The following is a 20,314-nucleotide window of genomic DNA, read 5'->3' as shown; positions in this document are numbered from 1 at the left end:
TTAGAGACTTAAATAAATGGAATGAAAGGATTGCTTAGCGCTGAAAAGAGACGTTGGTTTATAGTCGCCATTATTTTCCTGGCCATAGTATTCAACTATGTCGACAGGCAGATCGTGTCCATACTTAAACCTGTACTCAAATCTGAGTTCAGTCTCAACGACAGTGGCTACGCATGGATCCTGAATATTTTCACCATCTGTTATGCCGTGATGTATCCTGTTACAGGATGGATGGTTGACAGGTTCGGAGCACGTGTGGTGATGTTCTATGGAATCATCACCTGGTCGCTGGCCTGTATCGGCGGCGGTTTATCCAGGTCTATCGGACAGTTCGGTTTTTTCCGTGGACTGCTGGGAGCAGCTGAACCCACTAATTTTCCGGCACAGCTCAAAGTAATTGCATTATGGTTCCCCGGTAAGCTACGCGCCACTGCAAACAGCCTTTGCGTGGCGGGTAGCTCTATCGGGGCCATCATCGCTCCCCCGGCCATTGCATGGCTGGCACTCACTTATAGCTGGCAGATCGCTTTCATAACAATGGGCGCAGTCGGGATCCTGATTGCCGTTTTATGGAAACTGGTTTACCAGGATCCTCCGCCGCATATTCTGAAGGAGTCTGTTGCAACAACGGCAGCCACTGCGGTTTCACCGGTAGGGTTCAAATGGAAGGAGCTCTGGGGCACCCGCACTTTGTGGGGCATTTTACTGATCCGTTTTGTAAGTGATCCTGTCTGGTATTTCTGTCTGTTCTGGTTGCCCGGTTATCTGCAGGAAGAGTCCGGCCTCACACTGGCGCAGGTAGGAATGTTCGGATGGATACCGTTCCTGTTTGCAGACTTAGGCGCCATCGGCACTTCAGCCTGGTCTGATAAACTGGTGAGAAAAGGACATGACCCATTGAAAGCAAGAAAGCTGATGTTGACCCGCGTGGCTATACTTAGTCCGCTTTGCGCACTCACACCTTACCTGGGTGGCGCTTGGGCTACGTTAGCTGTTTTCAGCATTGTGGCCATTGCCTGTTTGAGCTGGTTGTTCACCATCAGTGTGGTTGTGGCAGAAGCATTTCCTGTACAGAATGTGGCGAGCGTGCTCGGCATTGCAGGAGGCTTTGGCGCATTAGGCGCTGTGCTGTTCAACTACTTCGTAGGTCAGTTCATGGGTACACTGGGCGCTGAAAAGATATTCATTGCCATGGCATTCCTGCATCCGCTGGCAGTGCTGATCTTATGGACAATGGTACGGCCCGAAAAACCGAAAAATATAAAACTGTAAACCATAAATAGCATGATAAAAACAATCACAGAGCCAGCCAGGGAAATCAGTGTGAGAAAAGAAACAGATGTACTGGTGATTGGCGGAGGACCTTCAGGGATCATGGCTGCACTGGCGGCTGCTGAAGATGGATTAAATGTAATGCTGGTAGAAAGCCGAAGCTTCGTAGGCGGTAATATGACTATCGGTCTTCCCATTCTCGGGTTTCTCGGACAAAAAGGAAACCAGATCATCAAAGGACTTCCGCAAAAACTGATTGACCGGTTAAAAGCAGTTCAGGCTTCAAGCGAACACCGCCCATGCCCGCTGCATATGAGCCTCACACTGGTGGAGCCCGAAGCGGTAAAGACCGTTGCGCTGCAGATGCTGGTGGAAAGTAAAGTGGATGTATTGTTCTACGCTTTCTGCGCCGGCGTTGTGATGGATGGTGATGAACTGAAAGGCGTGATCATCGAAAGTAAAGCAGGCCGTGAAGTGATCCTTGCTAAAACAATTATCGATTGCAGTGGTGATGCCGATGTGGCTTACCGTGCCGGGGTACCTTGCGAATACGGAAATGAGAATGGTGGCGTTCAGCCTCCAACACTTATGTTCTGCCTCGGTGGCGTGGATACAGAGAAACTGCGTACCAGCATTGCCAATGAGCCCAGAACATACCTCACTGATTTTATCCCCGCTGAATACTTTGGACAGAACAACCAGTTTGTACTGGTTGGCATGCGCAACCTCATCAAGCAGGCGCAGGACGATGGACTGACCTTGACCACAGAACGCACCATCCTTATCACCGGATTGCGTAAGGGTGAAGTTTGGGTGAACATGACACGCGTAAGCGGTGTGAACGGTACCGACCCCGGAAGCCTTACCCATGGTGAGATCGAAGGCAGACACCAGATCATCGATATTCAGAAATACCTCATCGAATACGTACCTGGTTTTGAAAATGCTTACTTTCTGAAAACTGCGCCTTTCCTTGGTATCAGGGAAACAAGACGAATTCAGGGACAGTACACCATGACCCGCGAGGACATCATGGCCTGTCAGCATTTTGATGATGCCGTTGCTGTGGCAAGCTATCCACTGGATATCCATCACCCACAGGGCGGCGGTTGTACGCTGGAATGGTGCGGAGATTGTTACGATATCCCTTATCGTTCACTGATCCCTCAGAAAATAAAGAACCTCATTGTGGCAGGCCGATGTATTTCCACCACGCATGAAGCGATGTCGGCCATTCGCGTAATGGCGCCTTGCATGGCCATGGGCGAAGCCGCGGGCCGCGCAGCAAAGATGGCGGTAAGAAGAGGCATTCAGCCAGCCGATATCAACGTGAAGGAATTACAGCAGGAGCTGCTGGAAAAAGGCGCTTACCTGCGCATTGCGAAAGAAGAACTCGCATCATAAAAACTATATGACATGTCATCCGGTAGGAGAAAGTTTATAAAGGGAATCGGTGCAGCGGCATTGCTGCCTGCTTTACCCGCTTTTGCCAGCGAAGCAGTGCGGACTTCAAATTCACATCGGATCCTCACAGCAAATATCCGTGTTGCATTGGATGAAGATGAAGCCAAAGGTGTGGGCTGGTCTGTAAGGAAAGATATCTGCCTCAAAGTGATCAAAGACAGAAAGCCGGATATCGTAGGCTTCCAGGAAGTACTGAAGGTGCAGGCTGATGATCTCAGGAAATATTTTTCTTCTTTCCATTTATTCGGTTTCGATGGTCCGGAAATGGATGCACACCCAACAGGGTACCATGGCATCGCCAAGAATCCTATCCTTTTCTCCAAAGAGCGTTATGATTTGTTGACCGGCGGAACTTACTGGCTTTCCGAAACGCCACTGGTGGCAGGTAGCAGGTCCTGGGATACAGCCAGGGCGCGTCATGCAAACTGGGTGCGGCTTAGAGATAAAAAAACGGGCAAAGAGTTCAGGTTTGTAAACCTCCACCTTGACCATATTTCAGCCGAAGCCAAGATACAGCAGGCAAAGATGGTGGTGGAAGAGAGCGCGCAATACCAACCGGATTTCATTCAATTGCTTACCGGAGATTTCAATACCAGGTTCGACAGTAAAGTGTTCGAGTCTGTACGCAATGGTGGTTGGAAAGAAAGTTATGAAACCATTCATGGTGAAAAAGAAGCCGGACACACCGGGCATGAATTCCAGGGTGTAGCTTATGACAAAGCCTCTTCAAAAGGAAGGATCGATTATATCTGGTACCGTGGAAATATCAGGCCAACAGCTGCTGCCATCGTTAAAGATGCAGTAAACGGTAAATATCCCAGTGATCATTTCTTTTTGCAGGCTGATTTTGTTATAGACTAAAGAATCAAAAAAAATGAAAAGGAGAATATTCGTATCTGCATTACTGCTTGTACTGGCTTCCTCACTGTCGTTTGCACAGGACAGTTACAAGAAGCCTGCCCTGGATCAGAAAGGTTCCTGGTCTTTGATCATGGTGCCTGACCTGCAGAACTATGTGAAATGGCAAAGGAACCAGCCGTTGGTAGACCTTATGATGGCCTGGATAGTGGACAATATCGATACCCTCAATGTAAAGATGGTGATCGGGGTGGGCGACCTGGTAGAGAATGACGGAAAGATCACCAACGATTATGATGGTGACCAGACCTCCAAAAGCCAGTGGGAATACGTGTCTAAGGCCTTCAGCAAACTGGATGGAAAAGTTCCCTACATCGCGGCAACCGGAAACCATGATTACAGTATCAACAGACAGGGCAACCGCACTTCCCAATACAGCCAGTTCTTCACAACTGAAAGAAATCATCTCAATCAGAAATACCTGGTTCAGAATTCGAGGAATGAGCAAGGGCAACCTACACTGGAAAATTCAGCGTATGAACTGAAAGACCTGAATGGAAAGGACTATCTCTTCATGACAGTTGAGTATGGCCCGAGGGACACTGTTTTGACCTGGGCAAAAAAAGTAGCTGCACTTCCCCAATACAAAAATCACCGGGTGATCCTGGCCACGCACGAATATCTGAACGCAAAGGACCAGCGTACCAACGGAAAGATCAACTGGATCTGGTGGGAACCGTACAATGTGGACAATATGATCCAGAAGTCGCCACGGACCCCGCTTCCCGATGCCAACAATGGTCAGCAGATCTGGGAAAAGGTGGTAGAGCCTTCTTCCAATATTGAAATGGTATTATGCGGACATATCTCCGGAGAAGGATACAGAAAAGACAAGAACTCGGCCGGCAAAGCTGTACACCAGATCCTGTTCGATGCACAATCGATGGGCGGTGGTCATCGCGAAGGCAATGGTGGTGATGGCTGGCTGCGCATCATCGAGTTCTTCCCTGACAGTAAAACAGTAAAGGTGAAAACATTCTCTCCTTTATTCGGTATATCGCCAACAACAAGGCAACATGCCTGGAAGACCGATCCCAGGAACGAGTACAAGCTCGTGTTTGAATAGAAACTGTACCAAAACGATTGCTTCAAATGAGAAACGAAACCTTAACTGACAAGGCGGGAATTCCACCATCACTGCTGACCGGATACATCGGTATACTCATCTTTATGATGGGAGATGGCATGGAAACGGGATGGCTGAGCCCTTACCTGCTTGAGCGCGGCATGACCATTCAACAGAATGCCACGTTGTATACTGCTTACGGAATTACAATTGCCATCGCTTCCTGGTTTTCAGGAGTGCTGGCTGAGTCATTTACCCCTAAGAAAACCATGCTGGTTGGCCTGCTGATCTATCTGGCAGGCACAGCTGGCTTCATAGGCCTGGGCCTGGATACGCTTGATTTTCCAACGATGCTGATCACCTACGCGCTTCGCGGATTCGGTTATCCACTGTTTGCATATTCATTCCTGGTCTGGATCTCATATGCTGCTTTACCCGGTACGCTGGGGCGTGCAGTAGGATGGTTCTGGTTTGTGTTCACTGGCGGATTGAATGTGCTGGGAGCATTTTACTCAAGCTGGGCCATCCGTGAACTGGGACATATCCCTGCGTTGTGGAGCGCAGTGTTTTGGGTGTTACTGGGTGCAGTATTCGCCCTGTTGATAAACAAAGCGCCATTCAGGATAAATGAAGAAGCGAAAAATAATAAATGGAAGGAGCTCATAAAAGGGCTGACCATTGTTCGAACGGAACCTAAAGTGGCAATAGGTGGAATTGTGAGAGTGATCAATACCACTGCCCAGTTTGCATTTCCTGTTTTTCTTCCGACTTATATGGAAGCACATGGGTTCAGCACAACGCAGTGGTTGTATATCTGGGGTACCATCTTTACCAGCAATATCGCTTTCAACCTGATCTTCGGTTTTGTGGGAGACAGGCTTGGATGGCGGCAAACCATCGCCTGGTTTGGTGGAGTAGGTTGCGGCCTCACCACATTGCTGCTGTTCTACATCCCACAATATTCAGGCGGAAATTACTGGCTGGTAATGCTGGCCGGAATTGCCTGGGGGGCTTGCCTGGCGGGTTATGTGCCGCTTTCGGCACTGGTTCCGTCCCTGGTGAAGAAAGATAAAGGCGCAGCAATGGCCATCCTGAACCTGGGTGCAGGTCTGCCTGTTTTCGTGGGCCCTGCCATCGTAGGAATTTTCATTGGCAGTGTTGGAGCAGATGGCATCATCTGGATATTGGCCAGCTTGTATTTTATCAGCGCCATACTGACCCGCTTCATCACATTGCCTGCAACAGATACCGGTAATGTTAACAAGGTAGCTGTTACTGAATCATCTGTATTGCAATCTTGAAACGATCAAATTTTTGTAAACATTAATGAGATATATGAGAGTACTGATCACTGCGCCCTATCATGAGAAAGGTTTGTTTGATGTAAAGCAGGACCTGGGGGAAGTAATTTATCGTCCCTGGAAAGAGAACGGGCGCGCCTTTAATGAAGATGAGCTGACGGCTCTTTTGTACGAAACTGAAGCCGAAGCGCTCATCACCGAACATGACCATGTAACTGAAAAAGTGATCAATGCAAATGCACATTTGCAGTTTATAGGTGTATGCAGGGGCACGCCTTCCAATGTAGCGCTGGCAGCCGCTTCAAAGCATGGCATCCCCGTATTTTACACGCCTGCGCGTAATGCACAGGCGGTAGCGGAAATGTTCATCGCCAATGTGATCACGTTCCTGCGTAAAACGCTGCCTGCTATCAGCTGGCTCCGCGGACGCAACTGGAACGCAGGTGCACATACTTCTTACCTTGAGTTCAAAGGCAATGAACTGGCTGGTAAAAGGATCGGAATGGTAGGCTTTGGCGCCATCGGACAATTGATCGCAAAGTTGGTAGAGAATTATCCATGCAGTATTGCCTATTATGATCCGTATGTGAATGCATCTTCTTTTCCTTCTTACCAGCAACTCAGCCTGGAAGAACTGTTTTCTACCTGTGATATTGTATCCGTGCATTTACCGGTAACGGCTGATACCAGGGGTATGATCGATCACAAGCTGTTTGAGCTGATGAAGCCTGATGCCATTTTTGTGAATACTGCCAGGGCTGTAGTGGTGAACAGGAATGATATGTACAAGGCATTGTCGCAAAACAAGATCAAAGGCGCTATCCTTGATGTGTTTGATAACGAGCCACCGGATGAGCTGGATTATAAAATAATCGATCTGGAGAATGTATTGCCTACACCGCATATCGCGGGGGCTACCCATGAAGTGGAAGACCACCATGTACGCATTCTCAATGAAGTACTGGTGGAATGGTTCGTTCATGGAAAGCACAGTGCAGACAGGCTGGCTAACAAGGAAATATTATCATCGTATATTCAACGCTAAAATCTGACGGATGAATAAACAGGATGCATACCTGGTGCTCGACATCGGTACGGGGAATGTGCGATCAGCTATTGTAACGCCATCGGGAGAAATCCTTGGAGTGGCGAGAGCCGATATCCGGTACTATCGAGATGAACTGTACGCTGATTCCATCTATTTTAAACCGGAAGAACTTTGGGGCCAGTTGCAGGAATTGACTGCATCGGCGCTGGGGCAGGCCGGACCTGTAAACATAAAAGCCGCAACCACAACCAGCCAACGGGAAGGCATTGTATTGATTGACCAATCCGGCAAAGCCGTTATTGGTTTGCCGAATATAGATCACCGCGGAAGGGAGTGGGAGAATACATTTCCGGATAAAAGCAGGATCTATCAGTTGACAGGTCGCTACCCTACCTCCCTGTTCTCTGCTTATAAACTGGTGGGCATACGGGAGAAAAGAAAAGAGATCTGGAATAAACTTTCATTTTTTCTCAGCATCAGCGACTGGGCTGCATGGGAATTGAGTGGCATAGCCTTGTATGAGCATTCGCAGGCTTCGGAAACATTGTTGTACGATGTGGCCGCAGGCGCCTGGAGCGATGAGCTTTGCGATATGTTCGCCATCGCCCAAAACGTATTGCCGGCTTTAGCACAAGCTGGCAGTGTGGCTGGTACTGTGAAGAAAGGTATCGCAGTGTCCTGGGGTTTCAGTCAGGATGCCAAGGTGATCACCGGAGGTGGCGATACACAAATGGCCATCAAGAGTACCAGTCCTTCTGTGGGAGATGTAGTGATCGTTTCAGGAACCACTACCCCTGTGGTGAAGCTGGAAGGAGCTTATATTACTGATACCAAAGAAAGGACCTGGACAAGCAGGGACATCGTTGAGAACCGTTTTGTGTTTGAAGCGAACGCAGGCGTTACAGGACTGAACTATCAACGCCTGAAAGAAGTGTTTTATCCAAATGAAGGATATGATGTGATTGAGAAAGAGCTGGCGGAAACCATGCATAAGCATTGTGTGGCTTCACTGGGTTCTTTGATTGCCGGGGAAACGAAGCCGGTGATCTGGGGTGGGTTTGTATTTCCTGTACCGGTATCGCATGAGTTGAGCCGCGGTAGTTTTGTATGGGCAACCCTGATGGATATTGCATTTTCAATTGCAGAGAATTATAAAGTGCTGGCGGAAATCTCCGGTCATGATGCCGGTTATATCTGGGCATGCGGCGGTGGCTTGCAAAGCCGCACATTACGAAACCTCATTGCAACCATCACTGGCAATGAAGTGAGAGTAAGGCCTGGTTTTGAGCAGGCATCGGTTATAGGTGCTGCCATGTTATGTAACGAAGCAACGGGAATTGCTGTTCCGAAGGCCGAAGGAAAACATGAAAGCTCCGCAGCTACCGATGCAGCGGCTTTGAAAGCATATTACGAACAATGGAAAGCAACCAGAGAGCAGTTCAGAGCTGTGAGTTAAATTAATCAAGCGATGAGGCAAGCATATTTTATTGGGATCGATATCGGGACACAGGGAGCAAGGGTTGTTATGCTGGATGAAACCGGCAGGCAATGGGGAGCAAAGGAAGAAGCGTTCTTATTGAACGATGGCTGGAGAGAAGAGCAATCGCCACAGCTTTGGTGGGACTGCTGTTGCAGACTGATCCCCGCCCTGATGCAAGAAGTGAAACCTTATGTGGATTTGGGAAAAATAAAAGCTGTTGCAGTTACTTCAACATCAGGAACTATAATTCCATTAGGAGTTGATCATAATCCTTTACACCCTGCGATCATGTACAGTGATCCGCGTTCTTTAAATGAAGCGGCTTTTTGTAAGGAAGTGGCCGTGCAGCATGTAAAGGAAGGGTACACTGCTTTTAACGCATCCAGTGGATTGCCGAAGATGAAGTGGTTCCTGAATCAATACCCTGACCTAACGTCAAAGCTTTTTAAATTCATTCATGCTGCAGATTTTATCACAGGTAGGTTATGTGGTGAGTATGGAGTGACAGATTTTACCAATGCTATGAAATCGGGCTACGATCTTTATCAGAATAAATGGCCTGAGTATATTTCAGAAAAAATAGGGGTGAAGAAAGAATGGTTACAGGAAGTGAAACCGTCTGGAGCTCCCCTTCGTTGTATCATATCTGAGCTTGCCCTGCAATGGGGATTGCCAGAAAATGTAATGGTATCAACCGGTATGACGGATGGCTGTGCTTCACAAGTGGCATCTGGCGCCGTAAGTCCGGGCCAATGGAATACAACCATTGGTACTACGCTGGTAATAAAAGGCGTGACAGTTCAGCCCATCAATGATCCTTCCGGAGTTATTTACAATCACCGGCACCCTTCGGGTTACTGGATGCCCGGTGGCGCAAGCAATACAGGTGCAGATTGGGCAAGCAAATTGTTTTCCGGAGAAGACTTGCAGGAGCTGAGCAGGCAGGCGGCAAAAAGATTGCCCGCTGAGTCCCTCGCCTGGCCGCTTTTACAGCAAGGGGAACGTTTCCCTTTCAATGCACCACAGGCAGAGGGATTCTGGCCCCAAGGAGATACGGTTGAAAAATTCATTGCCTGCATGGAAGGCGTGGCTTTTATCGAACGCTATGCTTTTGAAAGGATCTCGGAACTGTCCGGCGAAAAAATAACGGCTGTTTTCACTGCGGGAGGAGGAAGTAACAGCGATACCTGGTTACGCATCAGGGCTTCTGTGATGAATGTGCCGGTATCAAAAATGAAGAACGTGTCAGGTGCAGCCGGCGCAGCGATATTAGCTGCATCACGCAGTTTTTATTCAACACTTCAGGAAGCAGCCGCCATGATGGTGAGCCCCGAAATGACAGTGAAGCCGGAGCATTCACTGGTGTTAGCTTACGATCAGAAATACCAATTATTCATGCAAGAATTGAAGTCAAGAAAAGTCTATGCTTAAAATATATTTACTCCGTCACGGTCAGACTGCCTGGAATGCTGATAATAACAGGTATTGCGGCAGAACAGATATACCATTGACAGAAAAAGGGCTGAGCCAGGCGCAAGAAGTGAAGCGGCAGCTGGAAGGGATTGAATTCGCAGCAGTATATTCTTCTCCTTTACAGCGGGCGTTCACTACCGCTGGTATTGCCTCAGGTAAGGAAGTGATAAAAGATGACCGTCTTATTGAGGCAGACTTCGGCAATTGGGAAAAGAAAACTAAAGAAGAATTCATTGCAGAGAATGAATCGCTTTGGCTGAACTGGATGAAGGACCCGGAAACAAACCGCGCCGGCGGTACAGGAGAAACAGGTGGTGAGATCGTAGCCCGTGTGGATGATTTTTTCAAAGGGCTTCAGCAGAAGCATTCAAATGGTAATGTGATGGTGGTTGCTCACAACGGTATCAACAGGTTATATATGGCTTATAAGCTGGGCATGCCTTTGAAAAACTACAGGCAACTGGTGCAGGAAAACTCATCCATTACCTGCTTTGAACTGGATAAGAATGGAACACTCACACTCGAATTACTCAATTCCAAATTACGCTAAAATGAAAACCCTTTCTCTGTTCATAGCTGTTTGTATTGCATCCACCTGCTATAGCCAGTTGAAAAAGTTGCCAATAAAGAAGACTGCAGACCTGCATGCTTTCTTTCATTATACGGGAAAGGGTGAGCGGATTATCAGCGGGCATCGCGGCAGCTACCTGAAAGGATATCCTGAAAATGCCATTGAAACATTTGCGTATGTATTAAAGAACACCCCTGCTTTTTTTGAAATAGATCCGCGCCTTACAAAGGACAGTGTAATTGTTCTGTTGCACGATGCTACCCTGGACAGGACAACTACCGGCAAAGGCAAGCTGTCTGATTACACCTGGGAAGAAGTAAAGCAGCTCCGGTTAAAGGACAGGGATGGAAATATAACTCCTTATCGGATCCCAACGCTTCAGGAGGCCATCGATTGGGCAAGAGGGAAAACAGTGCTGAACCTTGATAAGAAGGATGTGCCGATGCAGATGATCGCAGACCTGCTCAGAAAAAACAAGGCGGATCATTTTATGATGGTTACCGTGCACAATGCCAAACAGGCAAAGTTTTATTTCAACGATAACCCGGAGAGAATGATGTCAGCTTTTGTAAAAACAGAGGACGCGTTGAAGGAATATGAAGCTGCCGGCATACCCTGGAAGAATATGATCGCCTATATCGGTTCAGAAAATAAACCTGCCAATAAAGTAATGTTTGATTTGCTGCATGCCAGAGGGGTGATGTGTATGATCTCGGCTGCGCCGGTGTATGATAAACTGGCAACAGTACAAGAGCGCGCAGCTGCTTACAGGGATATTTTTGCGCAGGGCGCGGATATCCTGGAATCTGATCTGCCGGTGGAAGTGGCGGAAGCAATGAAACAAAAACATTGATCTTTATTGCGTCATATATAAAGAGTTATACTTTTAAAATAATTCCTGTTCATACTGAGGTAATAATCATTTGTTTTTTTTATTTTAATAGTGAACCGTAATGGTATCGGTGTTGTATATACGCATTTTGTTTTTCTCTTCACAATAAATTACTACTTACGCATAAAAACCAAAACGCAGTTATTGGATGTTTTACGCACTTATACGCTGATTCTTCGCAGTTGCTAAAAATAACATGAAATAAAATTCTGTCTGACTAATTACAGTTAGATTTGTTTGGAATTTGATACCAGTAAACCAACCTGCACCAGCAGAGAAAATCCTAGCGCGTATGAACCTGTTGATCACTACCTCCTCTCCGGTTACTCAGGGGAGACTACAGATTTTTCAGCCCTCCACTTCCCATTCAGATCATTTAAACACTTGTTCAGACTGGCTTCCGGCTGGAAACAAGTATTTTCCTACCCTTGCAGAAAGGGTCTGACAAACTACGATAGCTACTACTCCCATCTGATTTTCTGACTGGTCAACTCTTCTGAGGCTGACCCGGCGTGATCCTGTTGCAATTGTATTGCAAAGGAAGAAGACGCAATATTTTACCTGTATAAAAGTATCTGTATGTACTTACTAAATATAAGCCAAAAACATGGCCTTATAGCAGTGTGCCTATGCGTTAGTTCTTTGTTTCAGAATTGCAGAAAAGCAAAGAACGATGATTTTGTCGGACGTACGGTACTTGTTTATATGGCGGCCAATAATGATCTGTCGGAAGATGCAGTTAATAGCTTTAATGCCATCAAGGCAGGAGCTAAAAATTTTAAAGGGGAACTGCTTGTATTATTGAAGACGGGATCCGGAAACTCTTATTTGATAAGAGTTAACCAGTCTGCTCAGCGTGCAGATACCATAAGGATCTACCGGGGTCAAAATACATCAGACCCGGATTTTCTTTCCAGTGTGATCAATGAATCCAGGTTATATGCGCCGTCAGCTTCGTTTGGACTTGTTTTTTGGTCGCATGCAACTTCCTGGGCTCCTCCGGGTGGTGTTGCTCCCAATGCAGTTGGAGCAGATGGAGGCAGAGAAATGGACATCAGGGATTTTAGAAATGCGTTGCGGGATAATATGGATTTCATCCTGTTTGATGCCTGTTCCATGGCAAGCATAGAGGCAATCTATGAGATGAAGGGCAAAGCAAAATATATATTGGCTTCTCCTTCTGAAGTACTTGCTTCCAGTTATCCATACGAGACTGTAGTACCCCTATTGTTTGGCGGGCCTGATGAGCTCATGCGCGTGTGCGAAAAGTTTGTTCAGTATTATGATACTTTGTCGGGAATAAATGCTTCCGCTACAGTTTCGCTTATTGATACAAGAGAATTGGATAAACTGGCAGCACTCACAAAGCAGTTACTTAGCCAAAAGCTTCCGGTTTCCGGGTACCAACGAAGTTCCATCCAGAAATTGAATTTCGATATCACCTCCCGTGTAGATGCTTACGACTTCCTGGATTTTTTTGATAAAAATTACTCTAAAGAAGAATACAAGGAAATAAAACAGCAATTAGACAAAGCGATTATTTACAAGGATCACACAGCTTCATTCCTGGGTAGTCCTATAAGAACATTCAGCGGGTTGAGTATTTATTTGCCAGATGCAGGTGATCCGCTCCGGTCTTACTACGGCAAATTCTCCTGGGCTAAAGAAAGCAACTGGAGCCAACTCTTTCCAGACTGAGCGTATCGATTCTAAAAAAATGAATAGCAGTTTTCCAAAATACACGGCCTGATGAACAGGCGTGATCCATTTTATCATTTCTATTAACAAATTGAAAACCATGAAAAAAGTACAGTTTTGGCTATTAATGGGTTTAATGGCCTTTGTGTTTTCTTGTAAGAAACAAGATGCTAAAAATGAAAGCCCGGAACCGGAACAAACCAATAAGGTTTTAAGTAGAATCCTTGAGATGGGTTTTACAAAATCTTCGATAGTGGAATTTGACGACCATTATATTGTTGGAGGAGACATAATGTTCCATAAGAATCCCTCAACTGTAGATAATCCTGGCAAAGTGAAACAATACAGGACTTACAATTTAGTGTCTCAGGATAGAACACTGATAAGAGTGTATTTGGATAACAATTTTGTAAGCATTTACAACAATGTAAGTGCGGCGCTGGACGAAGCAATAGCGGCATACAAAAATTCAATTAATTCTGAGATTTTATTCGTCAGAACAACGGATCCCGCTCAGGCGCAAATTACAGTGTCCAGGAATAATTTTCTCGGCACGGGTGTCTGTGGTCTTGGAGGATTCCCTTATGCAGATGGCCGTCCATTCGACATGGTGTATATTTCAGAGACATTGGCATCCGGACTAAACCATGGTAAGCTGGTTTTTTTGCTGGCTCATGAGCTTGGACATAATATCGGACTTAGGCATACCAATTGGGCATTCAACGGCGAGGCAGCAAATCCCGAAGGGGCTGTTCTGGTTCCTGGAACACCATCCAGTGATCCCTTGTCTGTTATGAATGGCGGAACTTGTGGTTTTTCCTGGGGTGGATTTCCAACGGGAGACAGAGATGCAGTTGCGGGTATGTATCCCAAACTCGCTTCTGGTCATTCGCTGGTAGGCACAGGAATCTGGGCTACAACCGATGCAATGACAAGTATGGGTGACACGCTGTTCGCTGTTGACAATCAGAGATTGTACTGGATTAACAAGACTACAGGAGTTTATACTCAAATAGGAACCCAACTTTGGACTGCCACTAAAGCAATGACAAGCTTAAATGGATTTTTATATATCGTAGAAAATCAAAGAATTTATAAGGTTAATGTTGCTACCGGCATTGCTACGATAATAGGACCTGGTGTTTGGACTGCAACAGATGCAATGACAAGCTTAAATGGCTGGGTGTATATTGTAGAAAATCAAAGACTCTACCAGGTAGACCCAACTACCGGAGCTTATACCCGCCAGGGAAGTTTATTCTGGACTGCCACTGAAGGAATGACAAGCATGGGCAGTTCCTTATACATTGTAGAAAGCCAAAGGTTGTATCAGGTTAATCCTACTACCGGAGCGGCAACTCAATTGGGGCCTATCATTTACGGAGGCACTGCTGCAATAACAAATAGCAATGGCTGGTTATATGTAGTGGTTCATAACAGGATTTTCAAAGTAGATACCAGCGGAAATTATACCCAGTTTGGCGGGTCTGTATGGGAAGAAACATCCGCAATGACTTCAATTGGTACTGATTTGTTCCTGGTTCAGAATTCCAGACTCTACAAACTTCCTATCTAAGTCTGGCTATTATTATCTTACTACCAGTAATAAGATAACAAAACAGCTGGTGTTACACTCCGCTTAAACTTTCTTGTCAGGCCTTTTCCAGTATACATTGGCCTGACAAGTTTTTTATTGTACCCCTCTATTTCTCCGATTCTTATCAATTTCCTTTACTTTTATCCGGATTAATTGCCACCACAGACCTTTCCTTCCGATTTAAAAAAATTTCATTCTATACATTTTAAACAGCGTATTGAACACGTCAGCTGACATGTCTGATAATGATCCTGTGCTGGTTCAAAGGCTCACCCAGGGCGACCGCCAGGCATTTGAGACCATCTACCGGAAATACTGGTGGCAGCTGTTCAATGCAGTTTATAAACGGATAAGGGACAAACAAAAAACCGAAGACCTGGTACAGGAGGTCTTCTATAAATTATGGCGAAGAAAAGAATCCCTGGAAATCCTCCATCTCGAAGCCTATCTCAAAACGGCCGCCCGGTATGAAACCCTGAATGCTTTGACCAGATCTAAAATCACTTATACCTTCTTTGAACCCTTCCAGGAGTTATTGCTGGAAACAGAGGAGCCCGAGTCAAGATTGCTTTCCAAAGACCTGATGGAACTGGTACAGGCCTACGCTGATACCCTTCCGGACAAACGCCGGAAAATTTTCCTGCTGCATGTAAATTCCAGGATGAGCACCAAAGAAATCGCAACAGCACTGGGTATTTCCCAGAAGACCGTTCAGAATCAACTGGGAACTGCACTCAATGGCCTGAAACCCCGTATTCTTCCGCTTATTGCCACGGTTATGGCCGTTCATTATTCCTGATAAATTTTTTTTGAGATCTTTTGGGAGATATGCTGCACTTATGTGGCTATATACCCGGAGAGCGTCAACCGCTCTTTACTTGCTGCATGAAACACATTCAAAAAATCCTGGAAAGATATCTGAAAGGGAAAGCTTCCTCAGCCGAAAAAGTCTATGTAGAAAAACATTACGACTATTTTGAGCAAGACGAAGACTTTTCCAACTCTGTACCCGGTGAGGAAAAGTTAACCATGGAAAACATGAACTGGAAGCGGCTTGAATCAAGGATCTACCAGCCAACGCCGGTAAGGGGTATTTCTATCGCCACCCCTTACTGGCGTTGGGCCGCTGCGTCTGTAGTATTGTTGGCGGCCGGTATTACATGGTGGTGGCTTTCGGGTGAAAAGCCCGCCGCTCCTTCCCGGGAAACTACTGCCCAGGCTGATATTCTGCCAGGGAGAGAAGGTGCTGTTCTGACGCTGGATGATGGAAGCCAGATCCTGCTCGACAGTTTGCAGAATGGCGTGGTGGCAAAGCAAAGCGGGGCAGATATTGTATTGAAGAATAACAGCATCAGTTATGCAGGAACGGATCATCATCCGAAAGGCGCTGTTTACAATACACTCAGTACACCAAGGGGCCGTCAGTTCAGAGTTGAACTGCCTGACGGATCTGCTGTATGGCTGAATGCCGAGAGCTCCATCCGCTACCCCACTGCATTTGCAGGCAATGAGCGTCGGGTTGACATTACAGGCGAAGTCTATTTTGATGTGCGTAAGAACAGTAATAAACCTTTTAAAGTAACTGTGGCCAATACAGAAGTGATTGTGCTGGGAACGCAGTTCAACGTCAATGGATACACAAACGAGGCCAGCATCAATACCACGCTGGTGGAAGGCGCAGTGCAGGTGAACAACGGCAACCAAAGTGCCAGGCTGATGCCGGACCAGCAGGCACGCGTGTCACAAACTTCGGAAGATATTAAAGTGAGCAAGGTGAATACGGCGCAGGTGGTGACCTGGAAAAATGGACTTTTCTATTTCGATCGCGCCGATGTTCCCACTGCCATGCGTCAGCTGGAACGGTGGTACGATATCGAAGTAATATATGAAGGAGCTGTACCCACCCGAGAAATTCAGGGAGAGCTGGGCCGGGATCTCAGCCTGCAACAGGTGTTGAAAGTATTGGAGCGCATGCAGGTGAAATGCAGGCTGGAAGGTAGAAAACTGATCGTTCAACAATAAACACAAACAAGCACATTGATTGATGCCGATAAAAAAACCGGATCCTGGTTACGACAGGAGCCGGCGATAGTTTCGGATCAATCCATAAAGAAAGACGTCCAGTAAGACTGCCTACTTATTTATTTACCAAAACCGTTACAAAAGTATGAATTTTCTCTTCTCTTGTAACCGGATAGGTGTGGCTGCTGCATTGGTATCATTCCCCAAAAAAGGAATGGAACAATGGGCAGAAGCACCGGCTGATCAGATCCGGTTCTCAAAAAAACTGCTCCGTATCATGAAACTGACTGCTCTTTTTATGCTACTCCTGGGTATGCATGTGAGTGCCAAAAGCCTGTCGCAAACCGTTACTTTCTCCGGAAAGGACCAGCCACTTGAAAAGGTGCTTGCCGCTGTGAAAAAGCAGACAGGTTTTGTGTTTTTGTACGATGGAGCTATCCTTCGTAACGCAAAGCCAGTAAGTATCCACGCTAAAGATCAATCATTGCGCGTTTTCCTGGATGCCGTATTGAAAGGCCAGTCACTGGATTACAGTATTGAGAATACATCTGTTATCATCAGCGCATCTGTCAGGTCGCCGAAGACTGAAAGGATACCAGAGCTTATGGTATATCCCGTTTTCCAAACCATCACCGGCACCATTCTCTCCGCCGACGGAACACCGCTGGCTGGCGCTTCTGTAAAGATCAAGGGAACAAGTAACGGCACCAGCGCAGGCGCCAAAGGCGAGTTCATCATCAATGCCAACCCGGGGCAGATCCTCGTTTTTTCATTTATCGGCTATCAGGATCAGGAAATGAAAGTAGCTGAGCAAACAGTTCTGACGGTTACCCTGAAACCTTCGGAATCTAAACTCGAAGAGTTTGTATTCAAGGGATATTATGCCACCAGTAAGAAACTCAATACAGGTTCAGTTTCCAGCATAAAGTCAAGCGAGATCTCAAAAGTGCCTGTGTCAAATCCATTGCAGGCTTTATCCGGTCGCCTGGCTGGTGTGTTTGTGTCTGAATCCGACGGAAGTGCGGGCGCCGGCATCAATGTGCAGATCCGTGGCCGTAATTCCATCACAGGCGGTACACTGCCATTATATATTATCGATGGTGTTCCTTTCAATGGCACACCTATGGAAAGAAGAGGAGGCCTGGCTATTGCTTCATCTGCAGTAGGATCAGGATTGAGCCCGCTCAACAGCATCTCTCCTGCGGATATTGAAAGTATGGAAATCCTGAAAGATGCAGACGCCACTGCTATTTATGGTTCCAGGGCCGCCAACGGCGTAGTACTGATCACTACTAAAAAAGGAAAGACCGGTAAAACAAAAGTGGATGTGAACTTTTACACAGGTATGGGCAAAGTGAACAGGTTTCTGAAACTGGCATCCCTCGAACAATACCTCGATGTACGCAGGCAGGCATTTGAAAATGATGGTTATGACCCCGATGCAGCCACTGCTCCCGATCTTATTGAATGGGATCAGAAGAAAGGTTTGGATTTTCAAAGAGAGATCATGGGTGAAACCAACAGGATCACCGATGCGAATGTTTCCATTTCCGGAGGCAACCAGTTTACCAGTTTCCTGATGAGTGGAAATTATCACCATGAAACTGCGGTGTACAATGGAGATTTCGGAAACAAGAAAGGAAGTTTCCTGTTGAACCTTAACCATCGCTCACAGGATGGAAAATTCAATGCCACAGCCAGTGTAAACTACTCCAGGGATAAGAACCTGCTGCCTTCCGTGGATTTGAATTTCATTGCCTGGGTGCCACCTAACTATCCTGTTTATAATCCTGATGGAAGTTTATTCTGGAACGGCGTGTTCGACAATCCTATGGCATCTCTCATGGGCTTCACCCGTGCCGAAACGGATAACCTCATCACGAACGTTTCATTGAGCTATAATCTCACTTCTGATCTGAAGATCAAGACTGCTCTGGGGTATAATAAGATCTATAATAAACAGTTTGTTGCGTTGCCAACCGCAGCCCGGGATCCATATTTTCAGGGAAAGGGACTGGCAGTATTCAGCAGCCATTCTTCCGAGTCACTCATCATTGAGCCGCAGGTGGATTACACCAAAAACCTTGGTCCTGGTAAGTTTACAGCCCTTGCCGGTGGAACTTTCCAAAGCATTTTATCGGTGCAGCCGTTCATGATGATGGGCGAATTCTCATCTGATGTGCTCATGGAAAATCTGGGTACTTACCTGGGCTCCGGCACCAGTATCCAGACTTTATCCAGCAACGAGACCAAATACAGGTACGCATCTGTGTTCGCAAGGGGCAGCTACAACCTGGACAATAAATACATTCTGAACGTGAGCTACCGTAGGGACGGTTCATCCCGTTTTGCGCCTGGCAAGCAGTTTGGCGATTTTGGAGCCATTGGCGCTGCATGGATCTTCAGCGAAGAAAACCAGGTGAAAGACAATCTACCCTGGCTGAGCTTCGGAAAACTGAGAGGAAGCATCGGAACCGTGGGTAACGACCAGATCCCCGACTATCAGTACCTTTCAACCTATACAACAACACCGCTTATTCCATCCTATGGCTCTACGCCGGCCTTGTATCCCAGCCGGATCCGTAACCCGAACCTGGTTTGGGAGTCCACTAAAAAAATTGAACTGGCGCTTGAACTCGGTTTCCTGCAGGATAGATTGTTGATGACTTTATCTGCATACCGACACCGCTCCAACAATATGCTTGTTTCAATTCCGCTCGGATCACAGGCTGGCTTTACATCTTATCGCGCTAACCTGCCTGCTGAAGTTGAGAACACCGGTCTTGAACTGGAGCTCAATGCTACGATGGTCAAGAGGAAAGATTTCAGCTGGAATGCCATGTTCAATATCAGTATACCCAGGAACAAGCTTGTAAAGTATGATGGACTTTCCAGTTCCACTTTTGCAGGCACTTACCAGGTGGGAAAATCCCTGGATATGATCCCTGCTTATGTATTCTCCGAATTCAAAGATGGTGTGCCTGTTGTGAAAGACCTGAATGGTGATAAAGTGATCACGCCTGGTCTGTTTGCCAATGGAACAGGGGATATGGTGGCAGGAGGAAAAACAAACCCGGATTATTTCGGTGGCCTGAACAACAGCCTTCGTTACAAAGGCTGGCAGCTCGACTTCCTTTTCCAGTTTGTGAAGCAACAGGGAGCCAATATCGCTGGTTCAATTCCTGGCAATCAGGAAAATTTTCCAGCTTATTTATTGAACCGCGGGTTCAAGCCAACAACGGATTACCAGGAAGCATTCATCAGTCATTACCTGAAATCAGATGCTGTGATCCTGGATGCGTCATATATCAGGTTGAAGAACGTTTCTCTGTCTTACCAGTTCAGTGGCGCCTGGATGGAGAAGATGAAGCTGAGCAATTTCAGGGTGTTCATGCTGGGTAAGAATCTGTTTACGCAAACGGATTATCCGGGTATCGATCCTGAAACGCAGGCTTACAATCTTGGGGTAATTAAAATGGTCACACTGGGTGTGCAATGTTCATTCTAAAAAG

15 protein-coding genes are annotated in these 20,314 nt (G+C 46.6%); all 15 read left to right on the top strand.

Annotated features, from left to right (window positions below):
• Positions 1-21: 21 nt before the first annotated feature.
• The gene (locus ACTHMC_RS25340) at positions 22-1,272 is read left to right on the top strand and encodes an MFS transporter (RefSeq protein ID WP_440417576.1); all 1,251 of its coding nucleotides are present in this window, start codon (positions 22-24) and stop codon (positions 1,270-1,272) included.
• 12 nt (positions 1,273-1,284) lie between these two features.
• Positions 1,285-2,676, top strand: a complete 1,392-nt coding sequence (locus ACTHMC_RS25335; RefSeq protein ID WP_440417574.1) for an FAD-dependent oxidoreductase — start codon at positions 1,285-1,287, stop codon at positions 2,674-2,676.
• A gap of 12 nt (positions 2,677-2,688) precedes the next feature.
• Positions 2,689-3,597, top strand: coding sequence for an endonuclease/exonuclease/phosphatase family protein (locus ACTHMC_RS25330; RefSeq protein WP_440417572.1), 909 nt, complete (start codon positions 2,689-2,691; stop codon positions 3,595-3,597).
• A 13-nt stretch (positions 3,598-3,610) separates the two neighbouring features.
• A complete protein-coding gene (locus ACTHMC_RS25325; protein WP_440417570.1) occupies positions 3,611-4,720 on the top strand; it encodes a metallophosphoesterase in 1,110 nt (369 codons plus the stop codon).
• A 26-nt stretch (positions 4,721-4,746) separates the two neighbouring features.
• Positions 4,747-6,021 (top strand): MFS transporter, encoded by a 1,275-nt coding sequence (locus tag ACTHMC_RS25320; protein ID WP_440417568.1) that lies wholly within the window; start codon positions 4,747-4,749, stop codon positions 6,019-6,021.
• A gap of 34 nt (positions 6,022-6,055) precedes the next feature.
• Entirely contained in the window at positions 6,056-7,066 is a 1,011-nt protein-coding gene (locus ACTHMC_RS25315; protein ID WP_440417567.1) for a 2-hydroxyacid dehydrogenase, read from the top strand.
• Between the two features lie 10 nt (positions 7,067-7,076).
• Positions 7,077-8,525 (top strand): FGGY-family carbohydrate kinase, encoded by a 1,449-nt coding sequence (locus ACTHMC_RS25310; RefSeq protein ID WP_440417566.1) that lies wholly within the window; start codon positions 7,077-7,079, stop codon positions 8,523-8,525.
• Between the two features lie 12 nt (positions 8,526-8,537).
• Positions 8,538-9,980 (top strand): FGGY-family carbohydrate kinase, encoded by a 1,443-nt coding sequence (locus ACTHMC_RS25305; protein WP_440417564.1) that lies wholly within the window; start codon positions 8,538-8,540, stop codon positions 9,978-9,980.
• Positions 9,973-10,572 (top strand): histidine phosphatase family protein, encoded by a 600-nt coding sequence (locus tag ACTHMC_RS25300; protein ID WP_440417563.1) that lies wholly within the window; start codon positions 9,973-9,975, stop codon positions 10,570-10,572. Before ACTHMC_RS25305 ends, ACTHMC_RS25300 begins: the two co-directional genes overlap by 8 nt.
• A 1-nt stretch (position 10,573) precedes the next feature.
• Complete coding sequence (locus tag ACTHMC_RS25295) at positions 10,574-11,446, top strand: glycerophosphodiester phosphodiesterase family protein (protein WP_440417561.1); 873 nt, start codon at positions 10,574-10,576, stop codon at positions 11,444-11,446.
• A gap of 618 nt (positions 11,447-12,064) precedes the next feature.
• Entirely contained in the window at positions 12,065-13,183 is a 1,119-nt protein-coding gene (locus tag ACTHMC_RS25290) for a clostripain-related cysteine peptidase (RefSeq protein WP_440417559.1), read from the top strand.
• A gap of 100 nt (positions 13,184-13,283) precedes the next feature.
• Positions 13,284-14,759 carry a M57 family metalloprotease gene (locus ACTHMC_RS25285; protein WP_440417557.1) on the top strand — a complete coding sequence of 492 codons (1,476 nt, stop codon included), beginning with the start codon at positions 13,284-13,286 and terminating at the stop codon, positions 14,757-14,759.
• A gap of 238 nt (positions 14,760-14,997) precedes the next feature.
• On the top strand, positions 14,998-15,579 hold the full coding sequence (locus tag ACTHMC_RS25280; RefSeq protein ID WP_440417555.1) for an RNA polymerase sigma factor: 582 nt from the start codon (positions 14,998-15,000) through the stop codon (positions 15,577-15,579).
• Between the two features lie 86 nt (positions 15,580-15,665).
• Positions 15,666-16,802 carry a FecR family protein gene (locus ACTHMC_RS25275; RefSeq protein WP_440417553.1) on the top strand — a complete coding sequence of 379 codons (1,137 nt, stop codon included), beginning with the start codon at positions 15,666-15,668 and terminating at the stop codon, positions 16,800-16,802.
• Positions 16,803-16,947: 145 nt separating this feature from the next.
• The gene (locus ACTHMC_RS25270; RefSeq protein ID WP_440417551.1) at positions 16,948-20,310 is read left to right on the top strand and encodes a SusC/RagA family TonB-linked outer membrane protein; all 3,363 of its coding nucleotides are present in this window, start codon (positions 16,948-16,950) and stop codon (positions 20,308-20,310) included.
• The last annotated feature ends 4 nt before the right edge of the window (positions 20,311-20,314 follow it).

Origin of the sequence: Pseudobacter sp., assembly GCF_051955275.1 — a bacterium.
Classification (GTDB): Bacteria; Bacteroidota; Bacteroidia; order Chitinophagales; family Chitinophagaceae; genus Pseudobacter.
Note: the sequence above shows the minus strand (reverse complement) of the source record. Positions and strands in the feature narration are given on the sequence as shown.